General features: G+C 52.1%; 15 protein-coding genes and 1 pseudogene. All 16 read left to right on the forward strand.

Going from position 1 to position 11,153, the window contains the following annotated elements; all coding sequences use genetic code 11:
- The first annotated feature begins 28 nt into the window (after positions 1-28).
- The gene (locus G006_RS24865) at positions 29-457 is read left to right on the forward strand and encodes a winged helix-turn-helix transcriptional regulator (protein ID WP_020481776.1); all 429 of its coding nucleotides are present in this window, start codon (positions 29-31) and stop codon (positions 455-457) included.
- A gap of 162 nt (positions 458-619) precedes the next feature.
- Complete coding sequence (locus tag G006_RS24870; RefSeq protein ID WP_020481777.1) at positions 620-1,504, forward strand: DNA-3-methyladenine glycosylase family protein; 885 nt, start codon at positions 620-622, stop codon at positions 1,502-1,504.
- 11 nt (positions 1,505-1,515) lie between these two features.
- The gene (locus tag G006_RS0103505) at positions 1,516-2,028 is read left to right on the forward strand and encodes a DUF1993 domain-containing protein (RefSeq protein WP_026146822.1); all 513 of its coding nucleotides are present in this window, start codon (positions 1,516-1,518) and stop codon (positions 2,026-2,028) included.
- 176 nt (positions 2,029-2,204) lie between these two features.
- A complete protein-coding gene (locus G006_RS0103510; protein WP_020481779.1) occupies positions 2,205-2,621 on the forward strand; it encodes a transposase in 417 nt (138 codons plus the stop codon).
- Positions 2,597-2,947, forward strand: coding sequence for an IS66 family insertion sequence element accessory protein TnpB (gene tnpB / locus G006_RS0103515; RefSeq protein ID WP_020481780.1), 351 nt, complete (start codon positions 2,597-2,599; stop codon positions 2,945-2,947). Before G006_RS0103510 ends, tnpB begins: the two co-directional genes overlap by 25 nt.
- Positions 2,948-2,983: 36 nt before the next feature.
- The gene (gene tnpC / locus G006_RS0103520; RefSeq protein ID WP_020481781.1) at positions 2,984-4,579 is read left to right on the forward strand and encodes an IS66 family transposase; all 1,596 of its coding nucleotides are present in this window, start codon (positions 2,984-2,986) and stop codon (positions 4,577-4,579) included.
- A gap of 165 nt (positions 4,580-4,744) precedes the next feature.
- On the forward strand, positions 4,745-5,176 hold the full coding sequence (locus G006_RS0103525) for a DUF1489 family protein (protein ID WP_020481782.1): 432 nt from the start codon (positions 4,745-4,747) through the stop codon (positions 5,174-5,176).
- Positions 5,173-5,658 (forward strand): methylated-DNA--[protein]-cysteine S-methyltransferase, encoded by a 486-nt coding sequence (locus G006_RS0103530; RefSeq protein WP_026146823.1) that lies wholly within the window; start codon positions 5,173-5,175, stop codon positions 5,656-5,658. The genes G006_RS0103525 and G006_RS0103530 overlap by 4 nt, the downstream gene beginning before the upstream one ends.
- An 84-nt stretch (positions 5,659-5,742) precedes the next feature.
- Positions 5,743-5,930: pseudogene (locus tag G006_RS29030) on the forward strand (IS3 family transposase); the annotation flags it as partial.
- Positions 5,931-6,121: 191 nt separating this feature from the next.
- On the forward strand, positions 6,122-6,403 hold the full coding sequence (gene traL, locus G006_RS0103535; RefSeq protein ID WP_020481784.1) for a type IV conjugative transfer system protein TraL: 282 nt from the start codon (positions 6,122-6,124) through the stop codon (positions 6,401-6,403).
- The gene (locus G006_RS0103540; RefSeq protein ID WP_020481785.1) at positions 6,400-7,011 is read left to right on the forward strand and encodes a TraE/TraK family type IV conjugative transfer system protein; all 612 of its coding nucleotides are present in this window, start codon (positions 6,400-6,402) and stop codon (positions 7,009-7,011) included. Before traL ends, G006_RS0103540 begins: the two co-directional genes overlap by 4 nt.
- Positions 7,008-7,973 carry a TraK domain-containing protein gene (locus G006_RS0103545; protein ID WP_020481786.1) on the forward strand — a complete coding sequence of 322 codons (966 nt, stop codon included), beginning with the start codon at positions 7,008-7,010 and terminating at the stop codon, positions 7,971-7,973. Before G006_RS0103540 ends, G006_RS0103545 begins: the two co-directional genes overlap by 4 nt.
- Complete coding sequence (locus G006_RS0103550) at positions 7,973-9,352, forward strand: TraB/VirB10 family protein (RefSeq protein ID WP_020481787.1); 1,380 nt, start codon at positions 7,973-7,975, stop codon at positions 9,350-9,352. Before G006_RS0103545 ends, G006_RS0103550 begins: the two co-directional genes overlap by 1 nt.
- Positions 9,353-9,379: 27 nt before the next feature.
- On the forward strand, positions 9,380-10,204 hold the full coding sequence (locus G006_RS0103555) for a DsbC family protein (RefSeq protein WP_020481788.1): 825 nt from the start codon (positions 9,380-9,382) through the stop codon (positions 10,202-10,204).
- Positions 10,201-10,713 (forward strand): TraV family lipoprotein, encoded by a 513-nt coding sequence (locus tag G006_RS24875; RefSeq protein WP_020481789.1) that lies wholly within the window; start codon positions 10,201-10,203, stop codon positions 10,711-10,713. Before G006_RS0103555 ends, G006_RS24875 begins: the two co-directional genes overlap by 4 nt.
- Before the next feature lie 131 nt (positions 10,714-10,844).
- Positions 10,845-11,144: a TraA family conjugative transfer protein gene (traA, locus tag G006_RS0103565; RefSeq protein WP_020481790.1), complete on the forward strand. Its 300-nt coding sequence runs from the start codon at positions 10,845-10,847 to the stop codon at positions 11,142-11,144.
- Positions 11,145-11,153 lie beyond the last annotated feature (9 nt).

The following is an 11,153-nucleotide window of genomic DNA, read 5'->3' on the forward strand; positions in this document are numbered from 1 at the left end:
ATACGAAGTCATTTATTGAGAGGGGCTTATGAAAGGCAAAGACAAAAAAACATGTGAAAAGCATCGAGACATGTGCTCAATTTCAAGAGCAATTGACAAAATAGGTGACTCCTGGAGCCTATTAATTTTGCGTGACCTAGGCCAAGGCCTAACACGCTATGAAGAATTTAGAGAAAATCTGGAAATTTCTCCCGCTACACTGAGCAAACGGCTTTCGATGCTGGTCGAAGAAGGGCTGGTGGTAAAAAAAATCTACCAAGACAATCCGTTGCGTGCGCAATATGTTCTGACCTCGATGGGTCAGGATTTCATGCCCGTCTTGGCGATGATTATGGTTTGGGGCAATGAATACGCATCACCTAATGGCACTGATGAGCAATTGGTTGAAAAGAAAACTCGCAAAGAGATTTCATCAAACGTTGTGAATGCAGAAAAACGATGTCCCGATCACGTTTGAAATACTTGTGCTCGCTGTTGGCCTGCCTCTCCCTGGAATTTCGTATGACAATTTCTAAATACATTAGATCTGATCTAACTACCGTGATTGCATCGGCTCAAAACCAAATTTTAATTAGCTATTGCCTCAATCAAATTTCTCACCTGCGAGTAATATGAAGCTATGAACGAGCTATATCCTTATAAGTACCCGTTTGATTGGATAGAAACATTGGAGTTCTTGAAAGCTCGGTCAATTAAAGGAGTGGAGTTGGTTACGGACGAATGTTATTTGCGCACTGTGCGAATCGGCAAGCATATTGGATGGATCAAGGTATCTCATGTGCCAGAGACGCATTCGCTAAAGATGGAATATTCGCCGTCTTTATTGCCGGCGCTGCCAGCATTGCAGGATCGTTTACACAAGCTGTTTGATCTTGCGGCAGATCCCGATCTAATCAATGCGCATCTCATAAAACATAAGTTGCTCAAAACCAGCATAGCAAAACATCCCGGCCTGCGCGTTCTTGGCGCATTTGACGAATTTGAAATGGCGATTCGTACCATACTTAGTCAGCAGATCACTGTGAAAGCCGCCACTGCCATTTTCTATCGATTTACGAATGCTTTTGGCAAAAATATTATCACGCCATTTCCCGAACTCTCTCGACTAACCGTACAGGCAGAAACGGTCGCCAGGGCAACGGTGGACGCTATTGCTGAGCTCGGTATTGTGAGTGCACGCGCCAAATGTATTATTGTGATGGCTCAAGCCTTTGTTTCGGAAGGATTCCTTCTTGAGCCGAGATTAAAGCCAGAAACAGCAATTGAAAAGCTGGTTAAGCTACCGGGGATCGGGCCGTGGACGGCTCACAATATCGCTATGCGAGGCCTAAACTGGTCGGATGCCTTTCCGAAGGAAGATATCGCCGTGCGCAATGTTTTGGGCGGCGTGACTGCTCAAGAGGCAGAAGAGTTATCACAGTTATGGCGGCCATATCGCAGCTATGCGGTGATACATCTTTGGAAAATGTCATCTGAAAATCACACTAACAAATTGAAATGCTAAAAGGGGGACACATGTACTATCAGATACTTTCACAATGTATTCATAGCCTTACACAAATAGAGGCATGGCTTGATAAAGCTGAGCAATATGCAACGGATAAGAAATTCGATGTGAATATACTCATGCACAGCCGCCTCGCGCCTGACATGAAAGATTTCATCTATCAGGTCACTAGCGCGTGCGATTATGTTAAAGCAGGTTCGGCTCGGCTAACTGGCCAAACGCCGCCGAAGCATGAGGACACTGAACAAACGATTGAAGAAGCTCGTGATCGTATCAAGAAAACCATCACCTTTGCAGAAAGCGTAAAAGAAGTGCAATTTGAGGGAGCTGGCGAACACATGATTACGGTTTCGTGGCAACCTGGCAAGCTTATTAGAGGAGAAGATTATCTTCTTCAAATTATCATTCCGAATTTCTTTTTTCATTTGACAACCGCCTACAATATTCTTCGCCACAATGGCGTTGAAATCGGCAAAATGGACTATTTGGGCAGTATGAATTTTGTTGAGATTACTCGTTAAGAAGTCGAGTACTCCGAGATGGAACAATAAAATTTGCTTTAACTAAGCTTTTGCTATTTCTCCGAATTATTGAGTTAGATTAAGTAGAGCTTGGTAAGCGTTCATTTAACGACGTCTGTTTTAGATAAATGAAAGAGTAGAAGATGGTGTCCACCTTCGACTAAGTGGACACCTACATGCTAGAGACAAAGAGTGCGTTATCCAGGCGGTTAGTCATCGGTCACCGCTGTGATGGCCGATGCCGCTATGATCCGATCGCTAAACGAGAGCTGGTTCAGAGTTGCTTGCAGCCGGGTGTGTCGATTGCACGCAAAGCGCTGGAGCATGGCATCAATGCTAACCTACTACGAAAGTGGATCAATCACTATCAGGCCGCTGCGCGTGACACCCAAGCCGATGAGTTAGTGCCGCCACTACCGGCTTTTGTGCCGGTGCTGACACCGGTTATTAAGTCTCAGACGTGCGAAGCGATGCTGTCCATTACCCTAGTGAACGGTGTGCAGATGACGCTCCAGGCCATTGACCTGGCTGAGCTATCACCGCTATTAAACACCTTGGCCCACTTGCCATGTTCCGCTTCGACCCGGGGTTAAAGGTTTATCTGCACCGTGAGCCGGTGGACGGCCGTAAAGCAATCAATGGTCTGGCGCTGCTGGTCGAACAGGGACTCAGCCTCAACCCGTTTGAGTCGGCGGTGTTTGTGTTTAGCAATCGCCGCCGTGATCGGATCAAGTTACTGGCCTGGGATCGCAACGGCTTCTGGTTAATGATTAAACGCCTGGAGGCTGACCGGTTCCGTTGGCCGAAGCAGGAGGCGCTGATGGTGCTGAGCGTGGAACAACTCCATTGGCTATTAGAGGGCATTGATCTGGCCGCCATGCGCCCACATCCCGCCCGAAGCTACAGCCAAATTAGCTGAGGTTTCGTCGTCAAAAACCTTGTAAAATAGGCACTTATGACGACGACTATCACGCTGACATCCGACGAATATGCGGCCTTATTGGCCGAGCGGCAGTCGTGGTTAGCTGACCAGCAGTTGGTGCATACGCTCACCCAACAACTACGTGTAGTCACCGTCGAGCGTGATCTGCTCAAGCAGCGGGTCGATGCCTTTTTACGGCAGCTGTTTGCTGCCAAATCTGAAGCCCGAGCTAATCCGGCTCAGCGCGACTTGTTCATCAACGAAGCCGAAGCGTTGGCGCCCGCCGGACAGCCGGTGGCTGAAGAAAGCATTCCAGACGCTGAAGTCCAGATCGCCCCCCATAGCCGCAAGAAACGCGGTCGCAAGCCACTGGATCCTTATCTGCCTCGCGAGATTGTCCGTCATGAATTGCCAGAGTCGGAACGGGTATGCGCGCATGATGGCAGCCCATTGGTGGAAATCGGTGCCGAAATCAGTGAACAGCTGGACATCATTCCGCAACAGGTTCGGGTGATTCAGCATCAACGCATTAAATATGCCTGCCCTTGCTGTGATGACAGCATCCGGGTCACCCCGGCGCCGGCACGGATTATTCCGAAAGGCTTGCTCACCGAGGCGGCACTGGCCTGGGTCATTACCGGTAAATATCAGGATGGCCTGCCGTTATACCGGCAAGCCGCGCTGTTGAGCCGTTTTGGCGGTGATTTATCCCGCAGTACGCTGGCTGCGAGTGTGGTGAGAGTGGGACATGCGTTGCAACCTTTGATTAATCTGTTGCGGGATCGACTACTGGAAGCGGATGTCATTCACGGTGATGAGACCGTGGTGCAAGTGCTCAAAGAACCGGGGCGCGCAGCACAGACCAAGAGCTATTTGTGGGTGCAGATGACCGATTCTGGGCCTCCGATCCGCTTGTTCAACTATACCCCGGGGCGTGGTCGTAGCCAGGGGCAACCCTTATACGAAGGCATCAAACCCGGCAGCGTTCTGATGAGCGATGGTTATGAGGTCTATAACGGTTTGGCTGCCGGTTACGGCCTGATTCACTTAGGGTGTTGGGCGCATGCCCGACGCTATTTCGTCGAAGCCGAAGCCGCGCAGCCCAAACCAGCCCGAGTGTCTGAGCCATTAGCGACACGCTTTATCACCGCGATTGGCCAGTTGTACGCCATTGAATCACGGACCAAAGACGCCAGTCCCGAACAACGTCTGCAATTCAGGCAAACGCACAGTCGCGAGATCCTGGCCAATATCGAAACACTGCTGCTACAACACCTGCATGGCGTGATGCCTAACAGTTTACTGGGCAAAGCACTGCATTACCTGTCAGCCCAATGGCCAAAACTGATCCGTTTTGTCGAGAACAGCCACTGGCCGATTGATAATAACGCCTGCGAAAATGCGATTCGCCCCTTTGTGATTGGTCGCCGCAACTGGTTGTTCAGCGACACGGTTGGTGGCGCACAAGCTAGTGCCAATCTTTATTCGCTCATCGAAACCTGCAAAGCCAATGGCATTGACCCTTATGGTTATTTGATTGCCGTGTTCCGGCAACTGCCTTTGGCAAAAACGGCAGAAGATTTTGAAGCCCTGTTACCTTGGCAACTCACACCCACCGTCATAAGTTAATGCACTCAATCAAGGGCGGTGTTTAATAAGCGCTTACAGAGCTTGTGTTAGGCAATCATAGCTCTCCTATATTAACTGGCTGCCATGCAGCAAGTCAGTAATCCCATAAAACAATGTGGTTTTTGTTACAGCACTAATCACCACGCACGATAACGAGAGTGCAACATGAGCAAACATATCCATCTAGTCAAAGTTGCTGTAGGGACAAATTCTTTTAACGATCTTAAAGAATGGCAAGTTCAACTTGCTTGTAAAAAAGCCGCCAAAGGAGAAAACGGCGCGCTTATACACATTACCCGTCACACACCTAAGCGTGCAGAGGAGTTGCTTGATAATGGTTCTATTTATTGGGTGATCAAAGGCCATATCAGGGCGCGTAACCGCATTCTTGAATTACGGCCGATGATGTATGACGGCATAAAGCATTGTGGGATTGTTTATGACCCACAGCTGATCCGTGTAGCTCCAGATCCGCGCCGCCCATTTCAAGGATGGCGTTATCTCGAAGCAAAGGACGCTCCATCAGATATTGATAACAATGTTTACGATATATTTGAAACCATGTTGATTGAGTTTACAGGGTCAGACTTAAAATGAGCTATGTTTTTACAGCATTTCAGTCTCCAGTAGGCGAATTAAAGTTGGTAGCCAGTGATCAGGGTTTGATGGCAATTTTGTGGGCGAATGACAATCCAAATCGCGTGCCACTTGGCTCGATGAAGCGAGATGATGCGAATCCGGTATTGATACAAACTCGCTTGCAACTGGAGCAATATTTTGCCGGAAAGCGGCAGCGATTCGTGTTGCCGCTTAATTTTGTCGGTACGGATTTTCAAAAACAAGTATGGCAATCACTACTTACAATCCCATTTGGCGAAACCCGTAGCTACGGGCAAATCGCTCAACAAATTGGCAAACCAAAGGCAGCGCGAGCGGTCGGAGCCGCTAACGGCCGCAATCCGATATCTATTGTTATACCGTGTCATCGAGTAATTGGCTCCAATGGTGAACTGACAGGGTTTGCCGGTGGGTTGAAAGCAAAGGCTTATCTGATCGAGATTGAAAATCCGGAAACATAGACCGTCTTCGGGCAGATAGTGAACCCAGATTGATTGATTTGATTTGATTTGATTTACCGGATTTTCGTCCGATAAGCCACTGTCTGTACCGTGGAACGCCTGATGCGAAGCCTAGGGCTGAAGGGCATTATGCGCGGCAAAACCGTAAAAAAACATGGATCATAGAGGCCGATGCAGCTTGCCTCTTGGATCACGCGAATCGGCAGTTCAGCGCCGGGCGGCCGAATGCCGTGTGGGTAGCGGACTACACCTATGTCAAAACCTGGCAAGGCTCTGAGGTCGAAGACTCCAGCACTGTCTATGCTGCGGTTCACCTTACATCTCGCTAAAAGACTCTTTGGTAAGAGATTTGAAAATATCGTATAGATACAATTCTTTCAGCTGAGCGCAAATTCGTCGTCAGCTGCAGAAGCCCTTCTCAAATTAGTCTTCACAATGATGACCATCCCAACCGGAGGTCATTATGGAACCCGTTGCCATTCCCCAATCGATAGACGATCCGATCCACATTCTGTTGTGGAGTGCAGACGAGATCGTACCCTTCATGGTCAGCATGCTCACCGGCATGTTGATCGATCAGTTCATTCCCGGTTTGGCGATTGGCTTCATCGCGGTCAAGTTTTACCGGCGTTTCCGCGATAACAGGCCTGACGGCTACACCTTGCACGCGCTGTATTGGCTGGGTTTATTGCCGAATCGCGCGCAGACCATCCCCAATCCCTACATCCGCCGGTTCCTGCCATGAGATGGTCGGATTTTTTGCAAACCTGGGACGGGCACGAGACCGAGAACCGGTTTAGCCGCGTCGTCATCATTGGATTGCTCGTCGTGTGCGTGATTACTTCGCTGGCCGCCTGGCGCACCGAGCGCAGCATCATTCTGGTGCCGCCGAGCTTGACGCAGGAAGTCGAGGTCACCCGCAGCCAAGCGTCCAGCGAGTTCAAAGAGTCCTGGGGATTGTTCCTGGCCGAATTGCTCGGCAACACCACGCCGGCCAATGCCGACTTTCTGAAAACCGCGGTCGAACCGCTATTGGCGCCGGATATTTACCGCAGTGTCCTGGATGCCATGAGCGATCAAATCAAGGCCATCAAAATGGACCGGGTCGCGATCAGTTTCACCCCGCGTCACGTCGATTTCGAAGCCGAGACCAACAAAGTCTTTGTCAGCGGCGAACTCAAAAGCCAGGGCCCAAGTTCCAAACCGGACGTGAAGCCTCGTACCTACGAATTCATCATCGCCATCAAAAACTATCGCCCCCGGCTGGAATACATCGACGTGTATCCGGATTCCCCCAGAACCTTGGATCGTCTGAAAGCAATGCAAGGCCAAACCCGCGAGGCTCGACCATGAATCGCTCATTCCCGCTAATTTTGTTATTCCTGACCGTTAGCACTGCCTTGTCTGCGGATGAATTACCCGTGACTGTGTTACCACCGGCAACCACTGTGGCCGAAGATTCTTCCTCATCACAGCCAGTTGTCCCATCGCAGCCAGATTTTGGCATTGAATTACCCCCAGTCGATGCCAGCATCTTGAAAGCGGCCAAGCAACAGGCGTCGGCATCAACGACCGCCACTTCAATCGGTCCACAACACATTGCCGTTAAACCCGGCATCAACGAACTGATGCCAATTGCCGTCGGCCACTTGAATCGCCTGGTCACGCCGTTCGAACATCCGGTAGTCACGACCACCAGCCAGGCTACTACCAGCACCAAAGGCAAAATCGTTTATGTCGCCACCGCCGACGAAACGCCGGTCACGCTATACATCACCCCCGGCGACAACCAGGACATCGCACTATCCCTAACCCTGATCCCCAAACGCATTCCGGCGCGGGAAATCCACCTCGATCTGGATAAGGACAGCTACCAATTGCTGAACCAATGGCAACGCGCCGATTCCGCAAGTCGAACCTCGAGTCAACAGGAACAAGCCTACATCAGCCAACTGAAAGCGCTGTTTCGGGATTTGGGTTTGCAAAAGACCCCGGCCGGATATTCACTCCGCGAACCCAAGCCCCAAGAACAAATTCGCTGCCTGCAAGACCGCGTGCAGATTAAAACCGGTCAAGCCCTTGAAGGCCAAGATCGGCTGATTCTGGTGGGTCTTGCCAAGAATATTGGCAGCGAGATGCTCGAGTTTGACGAACGCAGTTGCGCGACGACGCAACAGGACGTGCTGGCCGTTTCGGTCTGGCCCAACGTGGTGTTGAAACCGCAGGAAGCGACCGAATTGTATGTTGTGGTCCGACAATCGCCAGAGGCGTCAGTCAGTTTACGTCCATCGTTACTGAGCGGAGGCCAACCCTAATGGCCAGCGTCGATAATTGGTGGACACGCTTGAGTCCGGCAGCCAAACGCAATCTGGCCGTCGGTGGCATCGGTACCGTGGTATTGGCCGTCATCATCGCGCTGGCCACCGTCACCCCGGAAGTCAGCAAGCCGCTGAGTAAACAGGCCACCATCCAACACATCCTCACCGATAGCGATCCTCGCTCGCTGGGGATCGACGGCATTTCCGCGCAATTGCGCGATCTGCTGCAGAAAAACGAGGAACAAGCCCGTCGTCTGGCGGCTATCGAAGAACAGCAACGGCGCGAACAGCAATCCGACGAAACGCGTTTCAAACAATGGACCACCGCTGAGCGGGAAGCCTATGAAGCCAAGCTTCAAGCGGTCACCGGTGAAGTTGAGACGTTGAAGAACAAAGCGTCTACAACGGCAGTGGCTGGCAACCCTGGTGACGCCAATCAACCTGCTGTGGAGCCAACGGCACCGGGAAGACCGTCATACCGCCGCCCGAGCAATCCGCCGTTCGACAACGGGCAAGACGATCTCAACCGCGTGTTCGAGCAAGCCGCTATTTCCGCACCGATTGCTAGCAATACCGGCGTCTCAGGAGCACGAGCCAATAACCAAGCGCCGGCGGCGATGCAAATTCGCGTCATCCAAGAAGGCGCTGAGCAGTCCAATGGTAAAGACAAAGACGCAGCCCCTAGCGAGGGTCGAGGCCGCTCGAACCGTGATCACGCCAGCAGCGATGTCTTCATTCCGGCCGGTAGCATTCTGACCGGCGTGTTGCTGAACGGTCTCGATGCCCCGACCGGCAAAAAAGCCAAGAAAGAACCGATGCCGGTGCTGTTCCGGATCAAGAAGGAAGCCATTCTACCTAACCGTTTCCATGCCGATGTGCGGGAGTGCTTTCTGCTGGCCGCAGGGTTTGGTGACTTGAGTGCCGAGCGCGCCTACTTTCGCGGCGAGACTTTTTCCTGTGTCCGTCAGGACGGTGGCGTGATCGAAGTGCCGATGAATGCCTACGCTACCGGCGAAGACGGCAAAAACGGAGTGCGTGGCAGGGTGGTATCCAAACAAGGCGCGCTACTCGCCCAATCCATGATGGCCGGTTTTTTACGCGGCTTTTCCGATGCTTTCGGTCGCAACCAGATTCCGATGCTGATGACCGGCGGTCTGGGTGCGCTATCCGGTACTACACCGTTTCAAAGCGCGTTTTCCTCGCAGTCGATGGAAGGCGGTGCCCTGAAAGGCGCCGGTTATGCCATGGAGCGACTGTCGCATTTTTACATGGACATGGCTGAAGAGATTTACCCGGTCATCGAAGTCGATGCCACCCGCCAAGTCAACTTCATCGTGCAAAAAGGCACGGCGCTGAAGCTGAAGTCGCCGAGCTGATTCTTTAACCCAACTCCAAAGGTCGTTATGACGCTACGCCAAATTTCTTTATTGATAGCCACGCTATTCAGTGCCTCCATGGCCTTGGCTGCCAATCCGCAAAAGCAGCCGGTCTCGGACATCGCCGCCGGCTTGCTGTCGATCAAAATCGACGGCATGCAAGACTTGCCGATCTCGGGCCTGAAGATGGTCAAGTCTGGCGAGCAGACGGTGTTTATCTCCAGTAACGGCCGCTTTGCCTTTTACGGCGGCAAATTGATGGACATCTGGACCCAACAGGAAATCAAGGAATTGGCCGATATCGACAAAATCGCCAACCGCATCGACCTGTCACGGATGAAGCTCAAGGCCGACGATCTCGGCGCGGTCACGGTCGGTCACGGTACAGCCCAAGTGCTGGTGTTCATCGATCCGCGTTGCCCATACTGCGGCAAGGTCATGAAAGACCTGCAAGCCTTGCAAGACCAATACACCTTCAAACTGGTGATGGTCCCCATCCTCGGCCCCGAATCGCAAAACCTCGTCGTGCAGCTGGCCTGTCAGCTGGGTGCGAGCGATGCCAAAACCAAAGACGCCGTGCGCGTCCGCTTGTTGAAACAGGATTACGCGGGCTTGCCGACCGAAACGCCGGTGCAGTGCAACAAAGAGCCGCTGCAAAAAGCCGTGGTCACCGCCAAGTTGTTCGATTTTAAGGGTGTGCCATTTCTGATTGCTCCTGACGGCCGCACTCACAGTGGCGCGCCAGAATCGTTAGCCGATTGGTTGACCGATAAACCGAAACCGTCGCCCAGTCTGGCAACAACGCCCGATACAAATGCACAAAACACAAACGCCACGGAGAAAAAGCCATGAAACGCTTTCATCAGTTTTCTATTTATAGACTCAGTGTACTGCTGATCGCCATCACCACCGGCTGCGCCACCGACTACGGCTGTAAAGGCATGCCGGACGAACCCAGCTGTCTGTCGACGACGCAGGCCTACCAGGTGACCAATACGGCGATAAAGGAAGCGCCTCCCGAAACCAGCCAGGAATCAGAGCCAATATCAAAACCGGCACTCGCACCACCGTTACAACAACCCGTGCCCAAGATCGAAGATCCCACGCCTATTCGGACGCCATCCCAGGTGATGCGCATCTGGATCGCGCCTTGGGAAGATGCCGAGGGCGATTTGATGGTGTCCAACTACGTCTACACCGAACTGGAACCCCGGCGTTGGATGATCGGCAAGGTGGGTTCGACAGCCAGTTCGTCGTTGATTCCTTTACAAGTGGAGCAACGTCCACCTGAGAAACGATCCAGCATCGATATCGCTGAAGACGAAAGCCCAGTGAATCGATTAGGCAAACAATTGCCCTGAACCTTAATTCCTTTTCACCGCAGGCCACACCCCCTGCGAGAGTGAGCGGGCAATCGCTTAACAAGCGCCGGAGTTGCATTTCCGAGGCCGGACGGGCAACTGTCCTTTTCTTAACAATCGAGGTCGTTTGAATGAAATCGTCCACTCGAACCGGGGTCTTGGTGACCCTGGCATCGTTATTTTTTATGTTGATGGCATCCGACGCCATGGCCGGTGCCGGCGGTACCGAGTTCAACAACGTCTGGACCTTGCTGACCGGCTGGGTAGAAGGCTTGCTCGGCCGCATCATCGCCATCGTGTTCGTCATCGTCGGTTTGGTTGCCGGTGTCGTGCGCGGCAGCATCATGGGCTTTGTGCTAGGGATTGCTAGCGGTGTCGGCCTGTTTGCGGCGCCGACTATCATCACCAACATCGTCACCGCGACGATTTAAGGTTGTCCA

Source organism: Methylomonas sp. MK1, assembly GCF_000365425.1.
Lineage (GTDB): Bacteria > Pseudomonadota > Gammaproteobacteria > Methylococcales > Methylomonadaceae > Methylomonas.

Coding starts and splice junctions, on each gene's coding strand:
- G006_RS0103530 (WP_026146823.1), top strand. CDS start 5,173: ATGAGCTATGTTTTTACAGCATTTCAGTCTCCAGTAGGCGAATTAAAG.
- G006_RS24865 (WP_020481776.1), top strand. CDS start 29: ATGAAAGGCAAAGACAAAAAAACATGTGAAAAGCATCGAGACATGTGC.
- G006_RS0103545 (WP_020481786.1), top strand. CDS start 7,008: ATGAATCGCTCATTCCCGCTAATTTTGTTATTCCTGACCGTTAGCACT.
- tnpC (WP_020481781.1), top strand. CDS start 2,984: ATGACGACGACTATCACGCTGACATCCGACGAATATGCGGCCTTATTG.
- G006_RS0103525 (WP_020481782.1), top strand. CDS start 4,745: ATGAGCAAACATATCCATCTAGTCAAAGTTGCTGTAGGGACAAATTCT.
- G006_RS24875 (WP_020481789.1), top strand. CDS start 10,201: ATGAAACGCTTTCATCAGTTTTCTATTTATAGACTCAGTGTACTGCTG.
- G006_RS0103540 (WP_020481785.1), top strand. CDS start 6,400: ATGAGATGGTCGGATTTTTTGCAAACCTGGGACGGGCACGAGACCGAG.
- G006_RS0103505 (WP_026146822.1), top strand. CDS start 1,516: ATGTACTATCAGATACTTTCACAATGTATTCATAGCCTTACACAAATA.
- traA (WP_020481790.1), top strand. CDS start 10,845: ATGAAATCGTCCACTCGAACCGGGGTCTTGGTGACCCTGGCATCGTTA.
- G006_RS0103555 (WP_020481788.1), top strand. CDS start 9,380: ATGACGCTACGCCAAATTTCTTTATTGATAGCCACGCTATTCAGTGCC.
- traL (WP_020481784.1), top strand. CDS start 6,122: ATGGAACCCGTTGCCATTCCCCAATCGATAGACGATCCGATCCACATT.
- tnpB (WP_020481780.1), top strand. CDS start 2,597: ATGTTCCGCTTCGACCCGGGGTTAAAGGTTTATCTGCACCGTGAGCCG.
- G006_RS24870 (WP_020481777.1), top strand. CDS start 620: ATGAACGAGCTATATCCTTATAAGTACCCGTTTGATTGGATAGAAACA.
- G006_RS0103550 (WP_020481787.1), top strand. CDS start 7,973: ATGGCCAGCGTCGATAATTGGTGGACACGCTTGAGTCCGGCAGCCAAA.
- G006_RS0103510 (WP_020481779.1), top strand. CDS start 2,205: ATGCTAGAGACAAAGAGTGCGTTATCCAGGCGGTTAGTCATCGGTCAC.